Origin of the sequence: Burkholderia sp. THE68, assembly GCF_009938265.1 — a bacterium.
Lineage (GTDB): Bacteria > Pseudomonadota > Gammaproteobacteria > Burkholderiales > Burkholderiaceae > Caballeronia.
This window is the reverse complement of the sequence record NZ_AP022319.1, coordinates 1091100-1115658: the sequence shown is the minus strand read 5'-3', so window position 1 is coordinate 1115658 and position 24559 is coordinate 1091100. Positions and strand designations below refer to the sequence as shown.

Annotated in this window: 22 protein-coding genes; 10 read left to right on the top strand and 12 right to left on the bottom strand. The window is 62.8% G+C overall.

Annotated features, from left to right (window positions below; all coding sequences use genetic code 11):
* Positions 1 to 51 precede the first annotated feature (51 nt).
* A complete protein-coding gene (locus tag BTHE68_RS33600; RefSeq protein ID WP_162070568.1) occupies positions 52 to 945 on the bottom strand; it encodes a LysR family transcriptional regulator in 894 nt (297 codons plus the stop codon).
* A gap of 105 nt (positions 946 to 1050) precedes the next feature.
* Between BTHE68_RS33600 and mdlC the strand changes: the two genes are divergently transcribed.
* The 5 genes from mdlC to BTHE68_RS33575 all read left to right on the top strand — a co-directional run bounded on the left by mdlC (position 1051) and on the right by BTHE68_RS33575 (position 7845).
* Complete coding sequence (mdlC, locus tag BTHE68_RS33595) at positions 1051 to 2631, top strand: benzoylformate decarboxylase (protein WP_232078198.1); 1581 nt, start codon at positions 1051 to 1053, stop codon at positions 2629 to 2631.
* The gene (locus BTHE68_RS33590) at positions 2628 to 3800 is read left to right on the top strand and encodes an alpha-hydroxy-acid oxidizing protein (protein WP_162070566.1); all 1173 of its coding nucleotides are present in this window, start codon (positions 2628 to 2630) and stop codon (positions 3798 to 3800) included. Before mdlC ends, BTHE68_RS33590 begins: the two co-directional genes overlap by 4 nt.
* Positions 3801 to 3812: 12 nt before the next feature.
* Entirely contained in the window at positions 3813 to 4892 is a 1080-nt protein-coding gene (locus BTHE68_RS33585; protein ID WP_162070565.1) for an enolase C-terminal domain-like protein, read from the top strand.
* Positions 4893 to 4991: 99 nt separating this feature from the next.
* Positions 4992 to 6338, top strand: a complete 1347-nt coding sequence (locus tag BTHE68_RS33580; protein WP_162070564.1) for an MFS transporter — start codon at positions 4992 to 4994, stop codon at positions 6336 to 6338.
* Between the two features lie 43 nt (positions 6339 to 6381).
* Positions 6382 to 7845, top strand: a complete 1464-nt coding sequence (locus BTHE68_RS33575) for a benzaldehyde dehydrogenase (protein ID WP_162070563.1) — start codon at positions 6382 to 6384, stop codon at positions 7843 to 7845.
* Positions 7846 to 7860: 15 nt separating this feature from the next.
* On the opposite strand, the gene BTHE68_RS33570 is transcribed toward BTHE68_RS33575, so the two are convergent.
* The 8 genes from BTHE68_RS33570 to catA all read right to left on the bottom strand — a co-directional run bounded on the left by BTHE68_RS33570 (position 7861) and on the right by catA (position 15792).
* Positions 7861 to 9402, bottom strand: a complete 1542-nt coding sequence (locus tag BTHE68_RS33570; protein ID WP_162070562.1) for a dynamin family protein — start codon at positions 9400 to 9402, stop codon at positions 7861 to 7863.
* Positions 9399 to 10586, bottom strand: a complete 1188-nt coding sequence (locus BTHE68_RS33565) for a GTPase (RefSeq protein WP_162070968.1) — start codon at positions 10584 to 10586, stop codon at positions 9399 to 9401. Before BTHE68_RS33565 ends, BTHE68_RS33570 begins: the two co-directional genes overlap by 4 nt.
* A gap of 47 nt (positions 10587 to 10633) precedes the next feature.
* The gene (locus BTHE68_RS33560; RefSeq protein ID WP_162070561.1) at positions 10634 to 11041 is read right to left on the bottom strand and encodes a RidA family protein; all 408 of its coding nucleotides are present in this window, start codon (positions 11039 to 11041) and stop codon (positions 10634 to 10636) included.
* A gap of 20 nt (positions 11042 to 11061) precedes the next feature.
* Complete coding sequence (benD, locus tag BTHE68_RS33555) at positions 11062 to 11838, bottom strand: benzoate diol dehydrogenase BenD (protein WP_162070560.1); 777 nt, start codon at positions 11836 to 11838, stop codon at positions 11062 to 11064.
* A complete protein-coding gene (gene benC / locus BTHE68_RS33550) occupies positions 11835 to 12863 on the bottom strand; it encodes a benzoate 1,2-dioxygenase electron transfer component BenC (RefSeq protein WP_162070559.1) in 1029 nt (342 codons plus the stop codon). The genes benD and benC overlap by 4 nt, the downstream gene beginning before the upstream one ends.
* A gap of 35 nt (positions 12864 to 12898) precedes the next feature.
* Positions 12899 to 13387, bottom strand: coding sequence for a benzoate 1,2-dioxygenase small subunit (benB, locus tag BTHE68_RS33545; RefSeq protein ID WP_162070558.1), 489 nt, complete (start codon positions 13385 to 13387; stop codon positions 12899 to 12901).
* Entirely contained in the window at positions 13384 to 14742 is a 1359-nt protein-coding gene (locus tag BTHE68_RS33540; RefSeq protein ID WP_162070557.1) for a Rieske 2Fe-2S domain-containing protein, read from the bottom strand. Before BTHE68_RS33540 ends, benB begins: the two co-directional genes overlap by 4 nt.
* A 114-nt stretch (positions 14743 to 14856) precedes the next feature.
* Positions 14857 to 15792 (bottom strand): catechol 1,2-dioxygenase, encoded by a 936-nt coding sequence (gene catA, locus BTHE68_RS33535; protein ID WP_162070556.1) that lies wholly within the window; start codon positions 15790 to 15792, stop codon positions 14857 to 14859.
* Positions 15793 to 15969: 177 nt separating this feature from the next.
* Between catA and BTHE68_RS33530 the strand changes: the two genes are divergently transcribed.
* The 4 genes from BTHE68_RS33530 to BTHE68_RS33515 all read left to right on the top strand — a co-directional run bounded on the left by BTHE68_RS33530 (position 15970) and on the right by BTHE68_RS33515 (position 19659).
* On the top strand, positions 15970 to 16890 hold the full coding sequence (locus BTHE68_RS33530) for a LysR family transcriptional regulator (protein ID WP_162070555.1): 921 nt from the start codon (positions 15970 to 15972) through the stop codon (positions 16888 to 16890).
* 108 nt (positions 16891 to 16998) lie between these two features.
* Positions 16999 to 18126 (top strand): muconate/chloromuconate family cycloisomerase, encoded by a 1128-nt coding sequence (locus BTHE68_RS33525; protein WP_162070554.1) that lies wholly within the window; start codon positions 16999 to 17001, stop codon positions 18124 to 18126.
* Positions 18127 to 18158: 32 nt separating this feature from the next.
* The gene (gene catC, locus BTHE68_RS33520) at positions 18159 to 18437 is read left to right on the top strand and encodes a muconolactone Delta-isomerase (RefSeq protein WP_162070553.1); all 279 of its coding nucleotides are present in this window, start codon (positions 18159 to 18161) and stop codon (positions 18435 to 18437) included.
* Positions 18438 to 18453: 16 nt separating this feature from the next.
* The gene (locus BTHE68_RS33515; protein WP_162070552.1) at positions 18454 to 19659 is read left to right on the top strand and encodes a benzoate/H(+) symporter BenE family transporter; all 1206 of its coding nucleotides are present in this window, start codon (positions 18454 to 18456) and stop codon (positions 19657 to 19659) included.
* Between the two features lies 1 nt (position 19660).
* On the opposite strand, the gene BTHE68_RS33510 is transcribed toward BTHE68_RS33515, so the two are convergent.
* From BTHE68_RS33510 to BTHE68_RS33500, 3 genes are all read right to left on the bottom strand, one after another.
* The gene (locus BTHE68_RS33510) at positions 19661 to 21217 is read right to left on the bottom strand and encodes a class I adenylate-forming enzyme family protein (protein ID WP_162070551.1); all 1557 of its coding nucleotides are present in this window, start codon (positions 21215 to 21217) and stop codon (positions 19661 to 19663) included.
* A gap of 74 nt (positions 21218 to 21291) precedes the next feature.
* Positions 21292 to 22497 (bottom strand): amino acid aminotransferase, encoded by a 1206-nt coding sequence (locus tag BTHE68_RS33505; protein ID WP_162070550.1) that lies wholly within the window; start codon positions 22495 to 22497, stop codon positions 21292 to 21294.
* A gap of 11 nt (positions 22498 to 22508) precedes the next feature.
* The gene (locus BTHE68_RS33500; protein WP_162070549.1) at positions 22509 to 23882 is read right to left on the bottom strand and encodes an amino acid permease; all 1374 of its coding nucleotides are present in this window, start codon (positions 23880 to 23882) and stop codon (positions 22509 to 22511) included.
* Positions 23883 to 24060: 178 nt separating this feature from the next.
* Here BTHE68_RS33500 and BTHE68_RS33495 point away from each other — a divergent pair, with 178 nt between their 5' ends.
* Entirely contained in the window at positions 24061 to 24534 is a 474-nt protein-coding gene (locus tag BTHE68_RS33495; RefSeq protein WP_162070548.1) for an Lrp/AsnC family transcriptional regulator, read from the top strand.
* Positions 24535 to 24559 lie beyond the last annotated feature (25 nt).

Genomic DNA, 24559 nt, shown 5'->3' with positions numbered 1-24559 from the left:
CTGGCTATACCTTGCGGGAATGAAAGGCGGCAGACGTCGCCGCGTCGCGGGTCAGACCTGGCTCAATGTCCGCTTGACCGTGTCGCAGAGCCACTGCTGCGCGGCGGAATCTTCCGCGTGCGGATACCAGTACAGATTGACTTCGAACGTGGGTGTCGGGAACGGAAGCGGCAATACCCGCAGCCGGCCTTCGCCCGCGAACGCCCGCGCGATACGCGTGGGCAGCGTGAGCAGGAGATCGGTGGAGGCGACCGCGGAAAAGAGACTCGTGAAGTGCGGTACGCGCAAAACGATTTTCCGGCTCAAACCCATTTCGCTCATCACGTCTTCGACGAGATGATGTCCCGTGAAAGGCGCGACGACCACATGATTCGCGCCCACATAATCTTCGAGGCTCAAACTCTCTCCGATGACAGGATGCGACGCGCTGAGAAGACACGAATAACTTTCGCTGAACAGCGTCGACTTTCTCACCTGACCGCCGACGAATTGCAGATTGCCCACTGCGGCATCGACATAGCCGGTCTGCAACCACTCCGCGATCAAGCCGCTGTCGATCTGCACGATCTCCAGCCCGACCGAGGGCGCAACGGTCTGAAACTCGCGCACCAGAAGCGGCAGAAAGGACAGCTCGCCGAGATCGGAGAGCGCGAGTCTGAACGAGCGCTCCGATTGCGTCGGGTCGAATTTGCGGGTGGCGGCAATGGCCGCCTCGATGCTTTCCAGCGCGCCCTTAAATGAGTTGAAGAGTTGCGTGGCGTTGAAGGTCGGCACCATGCCGTCGCGCGTGCGCGTGAACAGCGGATCGTGCAGCAGGTCTCTCAGTCGCGTCAACGAATAGCTCACCGATGGCTGCGTGATGCTCAGACGCTTCGCCGCCGCGCTGACGCTGCGCGTTTCATAGATCGCGACGAATGTTCGTATCAGATTGAGATCCGTGCTCATCGTAACCACGCATATAGACGGTCTCTATTATAAGAACGAAAAAACGATGATTGGCCTTATTTCCTTCGCGCTCATAGGATGCAAGCACGCAAAGGAACCACGGCCATGAAGACGATCCATCAAGCTTGTTACGACATTCTCCGCAACCAGGGACTAACGACTTTCTTCGGCAATCCCGGCTCGAACGAGTTGCCCTTTTTAAAAGACTTCCCTGACGATTTCCGCTACATCCTCGGCTTGCACGAAGGCGCGGTCGTCGGAATGGCCGACGGCTACGCTCAGGCGACCGGCCGCCCCACGCTCGTGAATCTGCATTCGGCGGCAGGCACCGGCAACGCGATGGGCGCGCTCGCGAATGCATGGAATTCGCACTCGCCGCTCGTCATCACGGCGGGACAGCAGGTTCGCGCGATGGTCGGCGTCGAGGCGCTGCTCGCCAACGTGGATGCCGCCACGCTGCCGCGTCCGCTCGTGAAGTGGAGTTGCGAACCGTCCTGCGCGCAGGAGGTGCCGCTCGCGCTCAGTCGAGCCATTCATACCGCTGGTTCCGGCGCGAAAGGACCGGTGTATCTCTCCGTTCCGTACGATGACTGGAAACAGGAGGCCGCTGCGGGCGTCGACCATCTCGCGGGCCGGCGTGTCGACGTGGCGGGACTTCCTTCCGCCGCGACGATCGACGCGCTCGCTCGCACGCTCGAACAGGCGAAAAATCCTGTGATGGTGCTCGGACCGGACGTCGATGCGAGCGAAGCCAACACCCTTGCCGTGTCGATTGCCGAAAAGCTCGCGATGCCGGTGTGGATGGCGCCGTCGGCGCCGCGCTGTTCGTTTCCGACGACGCATGCCTGCTTCCGCGGCCTGTTGCCCGCAGGCATCGCGAGCATCAGCGGATTGCTGGAAGGCCACGATCTCGTGCTGGTCGTCGGCGCGCCGGTGTTCAGATATCACCAGTACGAACCCGGCGAATTTCTGCCACCGGGCGCGCGCCTGATCGCCATCACGTGCGATATCAACGAAGCCACGCGCGCGCCCATGGGCGATGCGATCGTCGCGGACATCGCCTCGACACTCGACGCCTTGAACGGCGCCATCTCCAGAACGCATCGTCCGATGCCAGTCGCGCTGCGCCGGCCAGAACCCGCGCCCGAGGAAGCCGGACGGCTCGCGCCGGAACGCGTGTTCGACATTCTCGATGAAATGGCGCCGCGCAACGCGATCTATGTGAACGAGTCGACATCGACGACAAATCTGATGTGGCAGCGCCTGCGCATGACGGAACAGGGAAGCTACTACTTCGCCGCGGCCGGTGGACTCGGCTTCGCGCTGCCTGCAGCGGTCGGCATTCAACTGGCAAAGCCCGAACGTCGCGTCATCGGCGTGATTGGCGACGGCTCCGCGAACTATGGTATTCAGGCTCTGTGGACGGCGGCCCGGTACGACATTCCGGCCATCTTCATCATCATGAAGAACGGCACGTATGGTGCGCTGCGCTGGTTCGCCGGCGTGCTGCACGCGGACAACGTGCCCGGTCTCGACGTTCCCGGCCTGGACTTCTGCGCGCTTGCACGTGGCTATGGCGTCGAGGCGTTGCACGCGGATTCGGGCGCATCGCTGACGGCGGCGCTACGTCAGGCGCTTGCCAGCAACAGGCCTGTGCTGATCGAAGTCGAGACGCGCGTGTCATGAAAAAGCTCGTGAATGTCGCGGACTTGCGCGATCGTGCCAAGGCCCGGCTTCCGCGCATCGTGTTCGATTATCTCGAAGGCGGCGCGGAAGATGAAATCGGTCTTCGTCACAATCAGGATGTGTTCAGGCGCGTCAGGTTTCAGCCGCGCAGGCTCGTTGACGTAAGCGCGCGCAGCACGCAAACGACTGTTCTCGGCAAGCCGATGTCCGCGCCCCTCGTCATCGGACCGACGGGCCTGAACGGGATTTTCTGGCCGAAAGGCGATCTGGCGCTCGCGCGCGCAGCCGGCAACTTCGGTATTCCGTTTGCCTTGTCCACGGCATCGACTTCATCGATCGAGGATGTGGCGAAAGCCGCAACCGGCGAACTATGGTTTCAGCTTTATGTGGTGCATCGCAAGCTGGCGGAATTGCTGGTCAGGCGCGCGTTGAACGCCGGCTACACCACGCTGATCCTGACGACCGATGTAGGCGTCAACGGCAAACGCGAGCGAGACCTGAGAAACGGCTTCGGCCTGCCGATGCGCTACACCGCGAAGACGATTCTCGATGGCTTGCTGCATCCGCGCTGGTCCTTCGATCTCGTTCGGGAAGGCATGCCGCAACTCGCGAACTTCGCGAGTCAGGACGTGCAGGACACCGAGTTGCAGGCTGCCTTGATGAGCCGGCAAATGGACGCCAGCTTCGCGTGGGACGATCTGAAATGGCTGCGCGATCTGTGGCCTCATGCGCTCTTCATCAAAGGCATCAGCCGGGTCGACGACGCGCGACGCTGCATCGCGCTCGGCGCGGATGGGGTGATTCTCTCCAATCACGGCGGCCGGCAACTGGACAGCGCCATCGCACCGCTCGAAATACTGGACGATACTGCACGAAGCATCGACGCTCCCGTGTTCATCGATAGCGGCATCCGCCGTGGCTCGGACGTCGTCAAGGCCATCGCGCTGGGCGCGCGCGCGGTGCTGCTCGGCCGCGCGACGCTCTACGGCCTTGCCGCCGATGGCGAAGCAGGCGTCGATGCCGTGCTCGACCTGCTCAAGAGCGAAATCGACACGACGCTCGCCCAGATCGGCTGTCCATCCGTGCAGCAGCTCGGCCGCGAGTTCATCCGGGACGGCGTGGATCGGAAAGAAGTTGTCGACACAAGCACAATGCCCGAATCGATATAAAAGGAGACGATCATGGACCAAACCAGGATTACCGGACTGCGCGCGCGGGCGGTCAATGTGCCTCTGCCGTACCCGCTCAAAACGGCATCCGGCACGATCGCCACGTCGCCGCTCGTGCTGATCGACCTGCTGACCGACGCGAACGTGACGGGTCATGCCTACGTTTTCACGTATTCGCCGATTGCGCTGAAGCCGGTTCAGCGTCTGGTCGAAGAACTGGAAGTCGTCGTAAAGGGCTTGCCGCTTGCGCCTTTCGAGATCGACCGCGCGATGAACGCGCGATTCCGCCTGCTCGGCCATACGGGCCTCGTGCGTATCGCGACCGCCGGTATCGACATGGCCGCGTGGGACGCGCACGCCAAGGCGCATCGGTTGCCGCTCGTCGAACTGCTCGGCGGCAAGGCGCGCCCGATCCCCGCCTACGACAGCCACGGCATGGACGACGTCGAACTCGGCACGAAGCGCGCGCAAGAGGCCGTCGAAGCCGGCTTCGGGGCCATCAAGACAAAGGTGGGCTATGAGACGCTGGAGCGCGACCTGCAAGTTGTGCGCGCAATCCGGCAAGTGACGGGCGAGTCGGTTCAGCTCATGGTCGACTTCAATCAGGCGCTGTCCGTTCCCGAGGGCAAGCGGCGGGGCCGCGCGCTCGAAGCGGAAGGTGTCGCGTGGATCGAAGAACCCACCGCGCAGCACGACTACGCCGGACATGCGTCGATCCGGGCAGCGTTGAATGTTCCGGTGCAGATCGGCGAAAACTGGTTCGGTCCGGAAGACATGCAAAAGGCCATCGACAGTCATGCCTGCGATCTCTGCATGCCCGACGTGATGAAGATCGGCGGCGTGACGGGCTGGCTCAAAGCAAGCGCGCTCGCGGAACAACACGGTCTGCCCATGTCCAGCCATATCTTTCAGGAATTCAGCGCGCATCTGCTGGCGGTGACCCCGACCGCGCACTGGCTCGAACGCATGGACCTTGCAGGCCCGATTCTCGAACCGCTCCTTCGATTCAAGGACGGCAAGGCTCACATCGGCGATGAACCGGGCGCCGGCATTCGCTGGCGCGAGGACGCGATCAGCCGCTTCCTCGTGTAGAGACGGAAATCGCGTCTTCGCGGTTACGCAAACACAATATTTCGGCATGCGAACTACGAGCCTCACAGAGCTCGCGCATCCATTCATTTGGAGACAAAGATGGACCATAACGCCGCCGCTGGCGACGCGCTGTACGGCACGCGCCTCAACTCCCGACATCTGATGGTCATGTTCTGGTGCTCGATGCTGATGCTCTTCGATGGCTACGATCTCGTGATCTACGGATCGATCCTGCCTCAACTGATGCACGACTGGCAGCTTGCTCCTGTCACGGCGGGTTTCATCGGCAGCAGCGCGCTGTTCGGCATGATGGTCGGCGCGCTGACGCTCGGCAGTTCCTCCGACCGATTCGGCCGTCGACGCATCATTCTGCTGTGTCTCGTGGTCTTCGGCGTGGCCGCTTTCGGGAATGCCTTCTGCACCAACACGACCGAATTCACGCTGTGCCGTTTCATGACCGGCGTCGGTCTCGGCGGCATGGTGCCGAATATCGTCGCGTTGATGACGGAGATGTCGCCGCGCAGCAAGCGCAATATCATGGTGACGATCATGCTCAGCTTCTTCTCGGTCGGCGGCGTGATCGCGGCGCTCTCCGGGAAGGCGATCACACCGGCTTTCGGATGGCGCGCCAACTTTCTCATCGCCGGCATTCCGCTGTTGTTCTTTCCCGTTTTCTTCAAGTGGCTGCCGGAGTCGCTGAGCTTTCTGATCGCGCAGAAGCGCTTCGCCCAGGCCGATCCCATTCTGCGACGCTACGCGCCGGACTTCGCGGGCGATGCCGCAAGCCTCGCTATCACCGGCGATAAGGAACAGCACCCGCGCATGCGCGCTTTCGATCTCTTCGCGCAAGGCCGGGCGCTCGACACCTTCCTGCTCTGGATCGCGTTCGGCATGTGCATGCTGATGGTGTACGGCCTGAACACCTGGTTGCCCAAGCTGATGGCCGCGAACGGCTATTCGCTGGGTTCGAGCCTCACCTTCCTGATTACCCTGAATGTCGGCGCGGTCGTCGGCGGGCTGTTCAGCGGCTGGATGGCGGACCGTCACGGCGGCAAGCCGACGCTGGTCCTGTACTTCGCGATAGCCGCCGTGTCCATCGGTCTGCTGGGGTACAGGCAGTCGCCACTCGTCCTGAATCTTCTTCTGATGGCGGCGGGCGCGACGACCATCGGAACGCTGTGCATCGTCCATGCGTTCGCCGCGCAACTCTATCCGGCGAGCATCCGTTCGACGGGCGTGGGCTGGGCCGCCGCCGCGGGACGGTTCGGCGCGGTCGCAGGCCCGGCCCTCGGCGGATATCTGCTGAGCCAGCAGTTCCCGATCACATTCAACTTTCTCGTCTTCGCGGTTCCCGGGGTCGTGGCGGCCATTGCGGTGCTGCTGATTTCGAATCGCCGCGCGCGAGCGGAGCCCCACGTGCGAGCTCTTGCCCCTCACGTCGAATGAGATTTCGTGCGAACACATCGTCATGCAAATCGGAGAGAACACCATGAGTAACGAAGGCAACGCGCATGTCTGGAATGCGCGCATTCATTCAAACGGCTGGAAGACAGCGAAAGGCGGCACGGCGTTCGTCATCGAACCGGCGACGGGCGAGCGAATCGGCGTGACCGGCATCGGCTCGCCCGAGGATATCGACGATGCTGCGTCATCGGCTGCGCAGGCTCAGGAAGCGTGGGCCGCGACGCCCTTCGATCAGCGCGCGGCCATCATGCGGGAGGCGGCGCGGCTCCTGAAGGAACGCGCGCACGAAATCAACGAATGGAACATTCGCGAGTGCGGCTCGACGCGCGCGAAGGCGGAATGGGAACTCCATGCGTCCTATGAGCAGTTGCAGATGGCCGCAGCGCTTCCCATGCAGCCCGACGGCGCGCTCTATCCTTCCGCGATTGCGCATCGGATGAACCTGTGCCGACACGTTCCGGTGGGAACCGTCGGCGTCATCGCGCCGTGGAACTTTCCGATTCTTCTCGCGATGCGGTCGGTCGCGCCGGCGCTCGCGCTCGGCAACGCGGTCATCCTGAAGCCCGACCCGCAAAGCGCGGTCGCGGGCGGCCTGTTGCTCGCCAAAGTCTTCGAAGACGCAGGTCTTCCGACCGGCGTGCTGCACGTCATTCCCGGCGGCCCCACAACCGGCGACGCGCTCGTGCGCCATCCGAAGGTCGGCATGATTTCGTTTACCGGATCGACGGGCGTCGGCCGTTCGATCGGCGAAATCTGCGGACGCATGCTCAAGAAGGTCGCGCTCGAACTCGGCGGGAATAACGCGATCGTAGTGCTCGACGACGCCGACGTCGAAGCCGCAACATCCAGCGCTGCGTGGGGCGCGTTCCTGCATCAAGGGCAGATCTGCATGCAGACGGGACGGCACCTCGTGCATCGCTCGATCGTCGGGCAGTATGCGGCGAGGCTCGCAGAACGTGCGCGCAATCTCACGGTGGGCGATCCCTTCAAGCAGCAGGTGCATCTCGGACCGCTGATCAACGAAAGGCAGCGTGATCGTATCGACGGTATCGTGCAAACAAGCGTCGATGCCGGTGCGACGCTTCTCGCGGGCGGCCGCTTCAGCGGGCTCTTCTACGAGCCGACGGTTCTGGCCGGCGTCACACCGGACATGGCTGCGTTCAGGGAGGAAATCTTCGGGCCGGTCGCGCCGATCACCGTGTTCGACAGCGACGATGAAGCCGTTGAACTCGTGAATGCGTCGGACTATGGCCTGGCGGCTGCAATCCACACCCGTTCGATGTCGCGCGGACTTGCATTGTCCTCACGCATTCGCGCCGGGATGGTGCATCTGAACGATCAGACCGTGAACAACGAATTTCATGTGCCGTTCGGCGGGATGGGCGCATCGGGTAATGGCGGACGCTTCGGCGGACCGGCCAACGTCCATGAATTCACTCAGACCCAATGGGTCAGCGTGATGAACAGTCCGATCCGCTATCCGTTCTGAAGCGGCGCTTTCTCTTCAATCAAACTCGGACCGAAGTCGCGCTTTCAGATCGATCAGGTCCGTTTCGTGTGCGCGCAAAACATCCTGCAATTGTCCGGCTCGCGCGATCAGTTGCTTTATCGACGCACGGCACTGTTCGGCTGCGTCGCTGGACAAGCGCAATACCTGCTCGCGAATCGCCCTGGCAAGTGCTGCATGCAGCCGCTGATAGTCGACACCGACAGTGGTTTCCTGGAAACCCGCGTCGTCATCGAGATCGATTCTGGCGAGCGAGCTATCGGTATGAACAACGTAATCGTCGAGTTGGCGATCCACCTCGCGCGAAACCGACTCAGCCATGGTTTGAGACAAGCTGCCGAGAATAGCGCCGACATTGCGCGTCGACGAATGCTCATCCAGCAACGCAGGCAGTGTCGGAGCGACGCTCCGCCAGACGGCATCGGCGATATTCTCCTGCTGGCGCGCGAGCATCGCCATCGCCGCATCCGACGATGCGCGGAGTTCCGCGAGCGACGAATACACATCGCGCGAGAGCACGCCCATCACGTTCTCTTCCAGATGATGCAGGAATACTTCCGCGTGTTTGCGGCGCTTGTAGGCCAGCGTCGGTTCAGCGATGTCGATCAGTGCAGCATAGAGCCGCTCGAAACCCGCATCGGTCATTGCCACGTGGGTTTGTCCCTGCTTGCGCGCGAGATAAGAGGAAATCGACACCGGCGCTTTCAGAAGATCGGCGGAAACGCCCATCGTCAGAAGCTTTTCCTGTGCGCGTGTTCTGACATCGGCCTCCTGCTCGGCGCGATTCTGCGCCGTCTTGTTGCGCAGGAACTTGCGGATTTCGCCGTCTATCTCGTCTTCGTCGTAGACGTCGCTGCGTGTCACGACAGGCAGAAGCGGCTTGTTGCGATGCAGTTCGCGGCTGAGTTCGTCCAGTTCCTGAACCTGTCCGGGCGATGTCGAACTCGTCAGCCAGAGGACGCCATCGGCGCTATCGGTGAAGCGCTGCGTGAGCGCCGCGTTCTCCGGCGTGATCGAATGAAGCCCGGGCGTATCCACGAGCACCAGTTTGCCGGCAAGTCGCACGCCTTGAAGACGCGCGGTGGTTTCCGTCACGCCTTCCTTGAAGCATTCCGTCGTCTCGACGATACGCCCCGCATCGAGATAGAAATACTGCACCGTCTTTCCATGCGCGGCAAAGCGATCCGCGATGAGATTGCAGAGCGAACTCTTGCCAGCGTTGAACTTGCCGAAGACCAAAAGCAGAACTTTGTCGTCGAAGGTTTCGGCCAGATTCTGAGCCGGTTCGAGACTGGCCCATTGCTGCGGCCACGTGAGCAGGTTCTTCTGCAATTCGGCGTTGATGGCTTGCGCCTGTCTGGCGAGCGCGCCCTGTTCTTTTAGTCCGGAACAAAGCAGACGACTCGATTGAAGATCGGAAGTCAATTGCGCGAGCCAGTCTTCCATCGCGTGGAGCATTCGCCCGACATCGTGTGCGATGAACTCGAACGCATCGACATCGGCGATAAAGCGTTGTTCGTTGCTCGCATCCGCCTTCATGCGCGGCCTTCCAGTGCGTCCAATGATGCCGATGCATTCCTCGAAGCGTCGATAGCCGATTCACTCCGCGCGATGCGCCCGGCCAACGCCCTTCTATCGTTCGACAACTCGTAGTAGTGCGTGAACTCGCGCCGCATGCGCTCTCGGCCGGCCGTCGTGCAGAACATTCTGCGCAAGTCCTTGCGAAACTTCACCGAGACGCCCATGACCGCGATCATCACCGTGTTGAGCGCGCGCGCCACGGTTTCCTGTTCGGAAGGCAAGCCAATGACACCCTGCCCCGCCAGGAAACCATCGAGTTCGATGCACGCGCGCGAATACGCAATCTGAATGTGCGCGCGCTCAAGCTTGCCTGCGGTGATCCCATACGCGTCTTTTGCAGTATCCGGCACTGAAGCGTGGTCCGTGCCGAGCGCGTTCAGCATCGTTTCGATATCCCCGCTCACCTTCTCGATGACCTTCGCCAAACCGCGATCGAACGATAGACGCTGTTGCCGCTGTGTATCACGCAATGCTTTGAATTCTTGCTCGCGCGCCGCGAGAAGCGCCGCCAGTTCCTCGCGGATTTCGCCGAACAGCAGCGCCTTCTCGTGCGTGCGCGCCTGCGGCACGCGGGCGAGCGCCGCGTCGATCTCAGCGCGCAGTGAAGGCATGCCGCTCTTTTCCAGCATCAGCGCCTTGCCTTCGTCCCGCCCCTTGCGATAGCGCGTGGACGACACTTCATTCAACGCAACGCCCGGCCATTGCGCATCGATCGCATTGCGCACCTTGCGCAGTTCGGCGTCGTCGGCGAGCTGATCAACCTGCGACAGCACGAACAACGTTTGCCGCTTCGAGCGCGCATCGTCCGCATATAGCTCGGCGAGCAAGGCGAGTTCTTTGGCGTCCAGTTCGCCTTCTTTCGCGGCATGCACGAACAGTCGGATATCCGCGTGCAACCATGCGGCATGCAATGCGTGGCGATCGTCTTCGGTGCCGACATCGGCATCGAGACCGGGCGCATCGAGCCAGCGCACACCGCGATGCACGCTATCCGACAGCGTCACGGTCTCGCGCCTGTCCGCGACAGCAAAGGCGTCCTGGCCGATCAACTCGTTGAGCAGACGGCTCTTGCCATGGTTGTATTTGCCGATGACCGTGACGATAGGCTCGCCCTGTGCGAGCAGAATCGCGAGGCGCGCCATATCGTCGGCGCGCGCGGGCAGCACGGCAACGATTTCGCCCGACACCGTCAGTTCCCTGATTCGGCCAATACGGCCACCGCCTTGATTTCGACGATATAACCCGCCGCGCCGCCAAGCATATGCGCGCCCACTGCGGTCCACGCAGGCAGCGGATGCGTGTTGAGATATCTTTCGCGCACCTGCATGAACAACGGCAGATCGCGCATGTCAGTATGAAAAGTGGTCACGTCGACGACATCGCTCAGCGATGCCCCTGCCGCTTCCAGCACCAGCTTCAGATTCTCGAATGCCTGCACGATCTGCGCCTCGCGGTCTTCGACGAGTTGCATGGCCGCGTCACGGCCGATCTGCCCGGACACGTAGATCGTATTGCCGGCCTGGATCGCCGGCGCATAGCGAATCTTCTCGTACACCGCTTCCATGCCCGCGGGCACGATGGCTTTGCGTTCACTCATGGCATGCGTCTCCTGCGACATCAGCCGTTATCGCCGCCGGCGACGGGCAACACCGCGCCGGTGATATAGCTCGCCTCGTCGGAAGCCAGGAACAGGATCGGCGCAATCTGTTCGTCGAGGGTGCCGTAACGTTTCAAGTAGGTCGATTCGGTGACCTGCTTTACCGCTTCGTTCATCCAGAGCTTTTCCTGTTCGCTGTCGCCGGCGGCATTGCGCGGGACGCGCCGTGGCGGCGCTTCGGTTCCACCCGGCGCTGCGGCGACCACGCGGATATTGTGTTCGCCGTATTCCATCGCCAATGCCTGGGTCATCGCGTTGACGCCGCCCTTCGCGGCCGAATACGGCACGCGCCGAATCCCACGCGTGGCGTTCGACGACACGTTCACGATGGTTCCACGACCCCGTTCGAGCAAATGCGGCAACACCGCATGACACGCGTAGAGTGTGGGCATCAGCGAACGGCGAATCTCCGCGTCGATCTGCGCGGGCTCGAACTCCGCATAAGGACGCATGCGGATCGCGCCGCCGACGCCGTTCACGAGAATATCGATGCCGCCGAAGGTGCGCGCCGCGAAAGCCATCGCCGCTGCCGCGCCTTCATACGTCTCCAGATCCGCGACGAAGCCGGCGGTATCCGCGCTCTTCGCTTCAGCGGCGACTTCCGCGACGAAATCGGCGCGATCGACGAGCAGCACCCGCGCGCCCTCGGCGGCCGCGCGCAGCGCCACGCCGCGTCCGATCCCCTGCGCCGCGCCGGTCACGACCATCACCTTGCCGGCAAATCGTTGTGTGCTCATGCGGTCACCGGCACGGCGTTGGGGGTGAACTTCTCGTAGTGGAAGCTGTTGGGCTTCACGCCGTTGTCGTCGAAGTGCTTACGCACCGCATCGACCATCGGCGGCGGGCCGCACAGATACACGTCGACATCGCCGTCGTTCAGCGATTCCGCCGGCATGTGCTGCGTGACCCAACCCTTGCGCGGATGATCCGAATCGGCATCGGCGACGACCGTGCTGAACGTGAAGTTCGACAGCTTCGCCGTGTACGCCTCGATCGCTTCGACCTGCACGAGATCGAGATCGCGCGTCACGCCGTAGATCAGGTGAATCTTCTGTTGCGAGTTCGCGCGCGCGAGCACTTCCAGCATCGACAGGAACGGCGCGAGGCCCGTGCCGCCCGCGAGGAACAGCAACGGCCGCTCGACCGCGCGCAGATAGAAGCTGCCGAGCGGACCGGTCAGTTCCACCGTGCTGCCCGTCTCTGCGGATTCGAGCCACGTGCTCATCACGCCGCCGGGAATCTTCTTGATGAGAAAGCTGATCTTCGTTTCGCCCGGTGCGGACGAGAACGAATACGAGCGATGCTGACCGCTGCCGGGAACGTCGATATTGACGTACTGGCCCGGCAGGAACACCGGCGCCGAAGCGGCGGCATCCACGTCCAGTTCGAGCACGACGGCGGCGTCGTTGTGCGGGGCCACCTTCGTGACCTTCGCGGCGAACTTGCTTTGCGCGGTCTTGCATGCCGTGGACGAAGCCGGGACCGCGATCACGCAGTCGCTTTGCGGCACCATCTGGCATGTGAGCACGAGCCCGCCTTCCTTTTCGTCGTCGGAGAGCGCGTCTTCAATGTAGTCCTCGCCGAGATCGTAGCTGCCGCTTTCGGCGCGGCACTTGCAGGTGCCGCACACGCCGTCGGAGCAATCCATCGGCAGGTTGATCTTGGCGCGAAAGGCGGCGTCGAGAACCTTCTCGCCCGCCTTGCATTCGACAAATCGCGTTACGCCGTCTTCGAAATTCAGTGCAATGTTATAGCTGGACATATTGCCTCCTACTTCCTGTCTCATCACCGGGCGCATCAGACGTGGTAGACGTCGAGCACCTGACGGATATAGTCGTTCTTCAGCACAATCTTCTTGCGCGAAATCACCAGAATGTCGCCGACCTTTCGCAGCGTCACGAACATCGTGCCGAAGAAGTGATCGGTGATCTTGTAGCGGTGATTGAGCGTGTCGAAGTTGTAGCGCACGTCGATTTCATTGTCGCGCTCGGCCAGCACTTCCACGTTGGTGACGTTGTGGCTCGTGCGCGGTTCGGGCATCGACGCGCCGCTTCGCTCGGTCTTGATGCGGAACACGCGATCTTCCAGGCCGCCGCGATCCGGGTAGTACATCAACGAGATCTGGCTTTCGTGATCGTCGGTGAGCTGATCGTCGTCGTCCCACGCGGGCATCCAGTAGGTGACGTCTTCCGCATAGCAGCCCAGCCACTCGTCCCACTGACGGTCATCGAGCAGGCGCGCTTCGCGGTACAGCGTCGCGCAGATTTTCTGGTAGTCGAAGCTCATGCCAGTGTCTCCCCTTGTTCCTTCTTCAGGGCGTCGCGCATCACGTTCACCCAGTATTCATGCTGCACGACGAAGAGGCCTTCGTCTTCGCTGCGCTCGCCCGAGATGAGCGGCTTGAGACCCATGTTCGTTGCGTTTTCGTCGGGACCGTGAACCCACAGCGGCGCGCCGCGCGACAGGTCGTTCCACATCGCCGTGATGCCGGCATAACCCGACTGGCACGCGCGGAACTCTTCGAGGTCGTCGCTGGTGCCCATGCCCGTCACGTTGAAGAAGTCTTCGTACTGGCGGATGCGCGTGGCGCGGTTCTCGGCGCTCTCGCCCTTCGGCGCGAAGCAGAAGATGCTGACTTCGGTCTTGTCGACGCCGAGCGGCCGCACCACGCGAATCTGCGTGCTGAACTGGTCCATCAGGAACACGTTCGGATAGAGGCACAGATTGCGCGTCTGGTTGACGATGAAATCCGCCTGCACGTCGCCCACGCGCGCCTTGATCTCTTCACGATGCTCATACACCGGGCGCACTTCCGGGTTCATCGTCTTGGTCCACAGGAGGATGTGGCCGTGGTCGAAGCCATACACGCCCGCGACCGACTTGCTCCAGCTGTTCGCATCGACGGCCTTGGTGCCTTCGACCTTGCGGCGGCCCATCGTCGCGGCGTAGTTCCAGTGCACGGTGCTGACGTGATAGCCGTCGCAGCCGTTTTCCATCTGCATCTTCCAGTTGCCGTCGTAGATGTACGAGGAATTGCCGCGCAACACTTCGAGGCCGTCCGGCGCCTGATCCACGATCTGATCGATGATGACCTTCGTCTCGCCGAGATACTCTTCGAGCGGCATCGAATCGGCATTGAGGCTGCCGAACAGGAAGCCGCGATAGCTCTGGAAGCGCGGCACTTTACGCAGATCATGCGAGCCGTGCGTATTGAATTGAATCGGGTATTCGGTGGTCTTCTCGTCCTTCACCTTCAGCAGCTTGCCGGTATTGGAGAACGTCCAGCCGTGGAACGGGCACGTGAAGCTGCCTTTGTTGCCATGCTTGCGGCGGCACAGCATCGCGCCCTTGTGCGCGCATGCATTGATGACCGCGTGCAGTTCGCCGGTCTTGTCGCGCGTCACGACCACCGGCTGGCGGCCGATCCAAGTCGTGTAGTAATCGTTGTTATTGGGAATCTGGCTTTCGTGCGCGAGATAAACCCAGTTGCTCTCGAAGATATGCTTCATCTCGAGTTCGTACAGATCTGCATTGGTGAAGATATCGCGGCGGCAGCGGAATACGCCGCTTTCCTTGTCGTCCTGAACTGCCGTTTGCAGCAGTTCGTCGAGCTGACTGGCTTTGTCGGTGATGGCGGACATGTGTGCTCTCCCTATGCGCGCTCCATTCACGGAGCGCCTGCATCGGTGTCGAATGATTGGTGCGGAGATTCAGGCGGCGACAGGCTTGCCGCCGCTTCAGGCGTTCCTGGCTTGTTACGCCGCGACGGCCACGCGCGGGCGATGAACCAGCTGGTTGTCCTTGCCCTGGACCAGCGGCGACAACTGGATGTCGAACTCGATTTCCTTGTACGCATCGTCCTTCAGTCCCAGCGCGTTGCCGCCGGTCTTTTCGACGACGTGCGGCACCAGTTCTTCGCGGGTCGCGTAGGCGAAGTCGTCCCAGATCAGCGGATCGCCTTCGATGTTGATCTGCGTCGTCAGCTTGCGATGGTTCTCGCTCGTCGCGAAGAAGTGCACGTGCGCCGGACGGTTGCCGTGGCGGGCGAGCGTGTTCAGCAATTGCTGCGTCGCGCCGTGCGGCGGGCAGCCGTAACCCACCGGCATGAGCGTGCGGAATTCGTACTTGCCGTCGGCGCCGGTCTTCACCGCGCCGCGCAGATTGAAATCGCTTTGCGCGCCGGTCGGGTCGAAGTGCGAGTAGAAGCCCTTCGAGTTGGCGTGCCAGCATTCGATCACGGCGTTCGCGACCGGCTTGCCGTCCGGGCCCGTGACCGTGCCGCGGATGACCAGCGGGCCGGCGTCTTCATCGGGATTAATGTCGATCTTCGATACGCCGTCACGCACCGGCGCACCGGCGACATACAGCGGGCCTTCGATGGTGCGCGGCGTGCCGCCGTGAATGTCCGCTTCGCGGTCTTCGGCGTCCATGCGGATGTCGAGAAATTTTTCCAGACCGAGGCCTGCGGCCAGCAGCGCCGCTTCACCGTCCTGGCCGAGCTTGTTGAAGTAGGTCACGCCGGCCCAGATTTCATCGGGCGTCATGTCGAGGTCGTCGATGGCCTTGAAGAGGTCGCTCAGCAGGCGATGCGTAATCTGTTTGGTACGAGCACTGCCGTCCTGACCTCCGAGATTGGCAGCCGCCTTCAACAGGTCCTGGACTTCCTTCGTATCGAACACTTTGATGCTCATGTCTGCTCCTGAATCTCGCAATTTTATGGTGGGGTTAACCCTTGCTCCAGCACCGGTAGAGATATGCTCGGAAGGTATAGTCGGGTGTTGAAACAGAGCGTGAAGGCAGGATAATGGACGTAAAGAAGCCCAGTCCAACACTGATTTAGTATTGGGCTATATCCAGGAGGTATTGAGATGGAGTTGCGACATCTCCGCTATTTCGTAGCGGTAGCCGAAGAACGCAATTTCACGCGCGCAGCTCAGCGACTGCACATTGCCCAACCACCGTTGAGCCGTCAGATACAGCAACTCGAAGAGACGCTGGGCGTGCAGTTATTCGAGCGCAACTCGCGCCCGCTCAAGCTGACGGAGACGGGCAAGTTCTTCTATTCGCACGCGGTGCAGCTGCTCGCGCAGACTGCCGAGCTGGAATCCATGACGCGGCGCGTGGGCAATATTGAGCGCAGTCTTTCGGTCGGTTTCGTGGGTTCGACCTTATACGGGATGCTCCCGAAAATCATCCGGCGTTTTCGCGACGAGAACGCCACCGTCGAACTGAGTCTCCACGAAATGTCGACGATGGACCAGATTCGCGCGCTCAAGGATGGCCGTATCGACGTGGGTTTCGGCCGCATTCGTCATGAGGATGCGAACATCCGCCGGGTGATCCTGCGCGAGGAGCAGATGATCGTCGCGCTGCCGGTCGGCCATCCGCTGTCGCTTGCGAAGCCTGTCCTCGCGTTGCGCGATCTGATCAACGAAACGTTGATCATTTTCCCGAAGGCGCCGCGCCCGAGCTATGCCGATCAGGTGCTGTCGGCGTTTCAGGACCGCGCGCTCGCGCCGCGCAAGATCTACGAAGTGCGCGAATTGCAGATCGCGCTGGGCCTCGTCGCGGCGGGAGAAGGCATTTCCATCGTGCCGAGCAGCGTCTACGGCCTCAAGCGCGACGACGTCAGCTACAAGGAACTGGACGATCCGACACTCGTTTCCCCCATCATCATGAGCATGCGCGCGCTCGACGAGTCGCGCGACATCAAGGAGATGCTCGAACTGATCTACCGGCTGTACGACGAGGAACGGATTCCCTATACGCCGCGCACCGATCAGAGGTGATGACGCGCGCCATACCTCGAGGGTATGGCACTAGACGTCAACGGTGTTGGACAGGCGGCAAACGGGCGCGCAATACTCCATCAACCCATCCATCCCGACATTTCAGGTATGAACGCCCAAATCACCTCCGTCGAAGCGATCCTGGTTGACCTTCCGACCATCCGTGCACATCAACTCGCGATGGCGACGATGCAGCAGCAAACTCTCGTCATTGTCCGCCTGCGCACGAGCGACGGCATCGAGGGCATAGGCGAAGCCACGACGATCGGCGGGCTGTCTTACGGCGATGAAAGTCCCGAAGGCATCAAGCTGACCATCGATACGTACCTCGCGCCTGCGCTCGTCGGACAGGATGCGACCAATATCAACGCCGCGATGCTCCGGCTGAACAAGATCGCGCGCGGCAACCGTTTTGCCAAGTGCGCGATGGAAACGGCGCTGCTCGACGCGCAAGGCAAGCGCCTCGGCGTGCCGGTGTGCGAACTGCTCGGCGGCGCGGTGCGCAAGACGCTTCCCGTGCTCTGGACGCTCGCGAGCGGCGATACCCAGCGCGATATCGAAGAAGCCGAAATGCTGCTGGCCGAGCGCCGCCACCATACGTTCAAGCTGAAGATCGGCCGGCGCAGCGTGCGCGATGACGTCGCGCATGTATCGCAGATCAAGGCCGCGCTCGGCGACCGCGCAAAAGTCACCGTGGACGTGAATCAGGCCTGGAACGAAGCCGACGCCGCGCTCGGCATCGAAGCGTTGCAGGCCGCGGGCATCGACCTCATCGAGCAACCGACTCCGCGCGAGCAGCGCGGCGCGCTGGCACGGCTCGCGGCGCGTTTCATCGTGCCGATCATGGCCGACGAAGCCGTCACGGGCCCGGAAGACGCGCTCGAACTCGTGCGCCACGCCTGCGCCGATGTGTTCGCGCTGAAGATCGCGAAGTCCGGCGGCATCTACGGGATGATGCGCACCGCCGCCATTGCCGATGCGGCGGGCGTGTCGCTCTACGGCGGCACGATGCTCGAAGGCAGCATCGGGTCGATCGCGTCGGCTCACGGCTTCGCCGCGCTCCCGCAACTCACATGGGGCACAGAATTGTTCGGGCCGCTCTTGCTGAAAGACGACATCGTCACGGCGCGCCCGCAGTATCGTGACTTCGACCTCCATCTGCCGGCGGGACCGGGTCTCGGCCTTCAGATCGACGAGGACAAGCTCGCGTTCTACCGGCGCGACAAGAACATCTGAACGCAATCACTCAAACCCGAGCGAGGAACACGATGCTTTATCTAGTCAGAATGGACGTGCATCTGCCGCACGACATGCCCGCCGCTAAGGCCGATGAAATCAAGGCCCGCGAGAAGGAATACTCGCAGGAGCTGCAACGGCAGGGCAAATGGCAGCAGTTGCATCGCATCGTGGGCGAGTACGCGAACTACAGCGTCTTCGACGTCGATTCGCATGACGAACTGCATACCCTGCTCTCGGCGCTGCCGCTGTTCCCGTACATGACGATGCAGGTGACCGCGCTCGCGCGCCATCCGTCGTCGATCCGCTGATACCGCGCACGCTTGCATGAAGCGCGACACGGAACCCGCCCTCGTGCCGGCTGCGCCGAAAGGTAGTTGGTCCGTGTCAGCGGTGAGCGCCGGGCTGCTCGCCGTCATCATCTCGTATGCGGGACCGCTCGCGATCTTCTTTCAGGCCGCGCACACGGCGCATGTCGGCAACGACGTGATCGCCTCGTGGGTCTGGTCGATCTCGATGGGCGCGGCGGTCTCGGGCATCGCGCTGAGCTGGTGGCTGAAGCAGCCGATCATCACGGCGTGGTCCGCGCCGGGCACGGCCCTGCTGGTCACGCTGTTTCCCGGCATGCCGGTGAGCGAAGCGATCGGCGCGTATATCGTCGCGGGCACATGCATCTTTGCGCTGGGCCTTTCCGGATGGTTCGATCAGATCGTCAAGCGCATCCCGAAAGGCATCGCCTGCGCGATGATGGCGGGCATCCTGTTTCAGTTCGGCGTCAACGTATTCAAGGCGGTGGCGCTCACGCCGTGGCTCGCTCTGGGAATGCTCGCGAGCTTCCTCGTGTTCCGCCGATGGGCGCCGCGCTACTGTCTCATTCTGGTGCTGGCGTTCGGCGGTGCGCTCGCCGTCGGGCTGGGCCTGACGCATTTCGAATCGGTCAGTCTGCACCTCACGCGCCCTGTCTTCACGATGCCGACCTGGACCTGGCAATCCACCGTGAGTCTCGCGGTGCCGCTCGTCATCGTGAGCCTGACGGGACAGTTCCTGCCGGGCTTCGCCATCCTGCGCGCGTCCGGCTATCAGACGCCGACGCGCCCGGTCCTCATGACGACGAGTCTCGCGTCGATGCTGGTCGCGTTCTCGGGCGGCATCACGATCGTCATCGCGGCGATCACCGCGGCGCTGTGCACCGGTCCCGACGCGCATCGCGATCCGCAGCGCCGCTACGTCGCGGGCATCGCGAACGGGCTTTTCTATCTGGCGGGCGGATGCTTCGCCGGAACCGTCGTGATGCTGTTCGCCGCGCTGCCGAACGCCTTCGTCGCGGTGCTCGCCGGGCTCGCATTGCTGGGCGCGATCGCGGCCAACATCGTCGGACTGGTGCAGGACGAGGCGCATCGCGAGGCGTCGTTCATCACGTTTATCGCGACGGCCTCCAACATGAGCTTTCTCGGGCTCGGCTCGGCGTTCTGGGGTATCGTGCTCGGAACCGTGGCGCATCTGGTGCTCGGCCGCGCGCAGCACAAAGGCTGAGCTACGCGCTGCATGCGGCGTCTTCCTTCTCGACGCGCCGGTTCGCTACGTTCCGGCACATGCGGCCGATCGCGGCGCGGTCCACCTTGCCCTGCTCGGTGAGCGGCACGCGCGGCACGGCGACCATCCGCACGGCTTGCGCGACCTTCACGCCGCACGCCGATTCGAGCGCGCGCAGACAGCGCGCGATGTCGATCCGCCTGCCCGTCCACGGCACGACCGCGACGTTCCATCTGTAGCCGCCTCCGGCCTCCGTCGCCGCGACGGCGCGCGCGTAGCGCACCTCGGCCAGCGCGCACAGCGGCGTTTCGAGCTGAGCCGGACCGATGACGACGCCATCGATCTGAGCGACATCGGCCGCGCGTCCGAGCACATGCAGATGGAGCTTTTCGTCGATGAAACCGATATCGCCAGTCAGGCACCAGCCGTCGCGGAACTTCTGCGCCGACTCGATCGGCTGCCGGTAGTAGCCTTGCGCCACCGCCGCCGAGCGCACTTCGATCGCGCCATCCTGGCCGCCGCGCGCGAACCTGCCGTCGGCGCGGCGCACGCGCACGTCGACGCCGGGCCGGATGCGCCCCGCGCTGTTCAGCAAGGCCGGATCGGTGAGAAAGTCGGAAGGCGTCAGCACGCTCACGAGCCCCGCTTCGCTCGCGCCGTACATGTGCGTGAGCACCGGGCCGAGCCGCGCGATCGCGCGCTGCCGCAGGATCGCGGGCGCTGATCCGCCGATGTGCGCGATCAAGCGCAGCGACGACAGGTTGCGCCGGTCGACGTCCGGATGATCCATCGTTTCGAAGAGTTGCGGTTCGACGAGCAGCACGTCGGTGATGCGTTCGGCTTCGATCGTCGCGAGCGTGTCGGCCGGATCGTAGCGAGGCTTCAGCACGACCGTCCCGCCGCCCAGCAGCGTGTTGTCGACCAGCACTTGCGACAGATAAGCCAGCGCGCCATTGACAAGCTGACGACGATCCGCGGGACTCGGCGCGCTCACCATAGCGGACCAGGCCGCGAAGCTGCGACGGCTTGCCTTCGGCAGGCCGGTCGAGCCGCCCGAGGAAACGATCATCGCGAGATCGTCGGGGCGGGCGCGGCTCTCGACCGGGAGATCGTGCTGCACGCGCGCGCGCAAGTCCAGACGCAGGCGCGCCGGGCCGGTGCCGACATAGGCCAGGCGCGCGCCGGTGTTCGGCGGCACCAGATGCTCCGTCTGCGCGAACGCGACGAGCAGGGTCGGCTGCATGCGGGTCACGAACGCCGCGCGATGCTCGGCGGAGGCGATCGCGGGCAGGAACATCGTTGCTGCGCCGAGCAGGTTGGTCGCGTAACGGATGGCGAGCGCGTCGGGGCAGTTCGGCGCGAACATGGCCACGAGCGCGCCGCGCGTGACGCCCAGCGACGCGAGCGCGCGGGCGTGACGGTAGATTGAGGCGCGTAGTGCGCCGCCTGTTACGTCCTGGTCGAGATAACGGAGGACGGCGCGATCGGCGTGCTTGTCGAGTTGGGCGAGCAAACTATCGACATAGGACCGAAAGGCCGCTTTTTCACAGGTCTTCATGACTGCATCCCCTCTTTAGCGAAGGATGCAGTGTGCTTGCGCAGAATGAGTTGGGAATGAGCGGCCGTGCGACGCTAGACAGTCTCCACCGCCAACACCTCCCCAATCGCCCCCGCCGTCACCCCGACATTACGATCGTTCAGCGCCGCGATACACATGCGGCCCGAGCGGATCAGATAAATGCCGTGCCGCTCACGCAATACATCGACCTGTGCCGCCGAAAGCCCCGTATACGTGAACATGCCGCGCTGCTCGAGATATCGCGCGAGCATCGCATCCGGCACGCTACCGCGCAGGCGCGCATGGATTTCTCCGCGCATGCGCGCGATGCGCGTGCACATCGACGCCAGTTCCTCTTCCCACGACTGCCGCAGCGCTGGCGTCGTGAGCACGCGCGTGACGATCGTCGCGCCGTGCGTCGGCGGATTGCTGTAGTTAGCGCGCACCGCGCTCGTCATCTGCCCGAGCACGCGCGCCGCCGATTCCGCCGACTCGCAGATCACCGACAACGCGCCGCAGCGCTCGCCGTACAGCGAAAAGTTCTTCGAGAACGAATTGGCGACGAATACCGGCACGTTCTGACGCACCAGTTCGCGAATCGCGAACGCGTCCGCATCGAGGCCCGCACCGAAGCCCTGATAAGCCATGTCGACGAACGGTAACAGTTCACGCTGCTTGATCACGTCGATCAGCTCCACCCATTGCGCGTCGTTCAGATCGACGCCAGTCGGGTTGTGGCAGCACGCATGCAGCAGCACGACGCTTTTCGCGGGCAGATCGCGGATCGCCGAGAGCATCGCATCGAACTTCAGGCCGCCGGTCGCTTCGTCGTAGTACGGATACGTGCCGACCGTGAACCCCGCGCGCTCGAAGATGAAGCGATGGTTATCCCACGTCGGATCGCTGACCCAGACCTGCGAGCCGGGAAAATAGCGCTTGATGAAATCCGCGCCGACCTTGAGCGCGCCCGAGCCGCCAAGCGTCTGCACGGTCGCGATACGGCCTTCGGCGCGCGCGGCGGAGTCGTCGCCGAATACGAGCGACTGCACGGCATCGCGATACGCGGCGAGCCCCGCCATCGGCAGATACGGTTTCGCGGCGGGTTCAGCCAGCAAGCCGGTTTCGGCCTCGCGAACGGCGCGCATCACCGGCAGACGGCCCGCGTCGTCGAAATAGATGCCGATGCTGAGATTGACCTTGTCTCTGCGCGGGTCCTTCGCGAAATCTTCGTTCAGCGAGAGGATCGGATCGCCGGGATAGGCTTCGATGTGTTCGAACATGGCAGTCTCCTTCAGACGCGCGACAACGCCGCATTCGCGCGACGACGGTTTCGAATGGCATAACCCACGCCCAGCACCACGAGCCACACCGGAATCAGATAGACCGACATGCGCAGATCGGGAATCAGGCACATCACCACCAGAATGCCGCCGAGGAATGCGAGACACAGATAGTTGGTGAGCGGATAACCGAGGCTCTTGAACACGGTCGTCTCACCGGCGCGCGCCTTTGCGCGGCGGAATTGCAGATGGATCAGGCTGATCATCGCCCAGTTGATGATCAGCGCCGACACGACCAGCCCCATCAACAGCTCGAACGCCTTGCCCGGCATCAGATAGTTGATCAGCACGCACGCGGCCGTCGCGATCGCGGAGACGCCGAGCGCGACGAGCGGAATGCCGCGCTTGTTGACCTTGAGCAGCGCGCGCGGCGCGTTCCCTTGCTGCGCGAGGCCGTACAGCATGCGGCTGTTGCAGTACACGCCGCTGTTATAGACCGAGAGCGCCGCCGTGAGCACCACCGCATTGAGCACGTGCGCGACGAAGTTGCTATTCATTGCGTGGAAGATCAGCACGAACGGGCTGCCGCCAGTCACCACGTTCTGCCACGGATACAGCGACAGCAGCACGCCGAGCGCGCCCACGTAGAAAATCAGGATGCGGTAGATCACCTGATTGGTCGCGCGCGGAATGGTGTGCGACGGATCATCCGCTTCGGCCGCCGTGATGCCCACGAGTTCCAGTCCGCCGAACGAGAACATGATGACGGCCATCGCCATCACGAGACCCGAGACGCCGTTCGGGAAGAAGCCGCCATGACGCCAGAGGTTCGACACGCTCGCTTCCGGCCCGGCATTGCCCGAGAAGAGCAGATAGCCGCCGAAGCCGATCATGCCGACGATCGCGACCACCTTGACGATCGCGAACCAGAACTCCAGTTCGCCGTACGACTTCACGCTCGTCAGGTTGATCGCGTTGATCAGGCAGAAGCACACGAGCGCGGACACCCACGTCGGAATGCCCGGCCACCAGTATTGAACGTAGATGCCCACGGCCGAAAGCTCGGCCATCGACACGAGGATGTAGAGCACCCAGTAATTCCAGCCCGACAGGAAGCCCGCATATTGCCCGCAGTACTTGTCCGCGAAATGGCTGAACGAACCCGCGACGGGCTCGTCGACGACCATCTCGCCCAGTTGCCGCATGATGAAAAATGCAACGACGCCTGCGATCGCATACCCGAGCAGCACCGACGGCCCTGCGGATTTGATCGTCTGGGCGATGCCGAGAAACAGCCCGGTTCCGATCGCGCCGCCGAGCGCGATCAACTGAATGTGACGGTTCTTCAGGCCGCGCTTGAGCGTGCCTTGTCCCTCATGTGCCACGTGTCTCTCTCCTTGTGTGCTGCGGTGGATTCCGGACGCTTCGGACTTCAGGCGTCCCCGCTCGATTGAGGGGAATCAGTGTAAATTTGATGCGGCACAATATGATTTCCTAAGATGCGCAGACAAACCCTAGTTTGCGCGTCCGGATTTCTTCATCGGGCACATCGGAGAAAGAAAATTGCAGACTATCGAGATCGACCGTATCGACCTGCGTTTGCTCGGGATTCTGCAGTCCCGCGGACGCGTCTCCAATCTCGAGCTGGCGGAGGCGATCAACCTGTCGCCTGCGCAGACCTTGCGGCGTCATCGGCGGCTGGAGGAAATGGGCGTGATCAAGGGCTACGAGACCCGGCTCGACGCGCAGGTGCTCGGCTTCGGCGTCGTCGCCTTCATTCAGGTGACGATGGAGCGCGGCCACGTGCGCGACCTCGCGAAGTTCAAGGGTGTCGTCGGCAAGCTCGCCGAGATTCAGGAATGCTTCGCCGTGACCGGCGATATCGATTACATGCTGAAGGTGATCACGCGCGATCTCAAAGGGCTGTCGGAGTTTCTGCTCGATACGCTGATGCGCATACCGGGCGTGAGCGGCGTGAAATCGAGCGTGTGTCTCGACGAACTCAAGTGCGTGAGCGCGGTGCCGCTGGACGCATAGCGCGCGCCGCGCTCGCTTCGGCGGT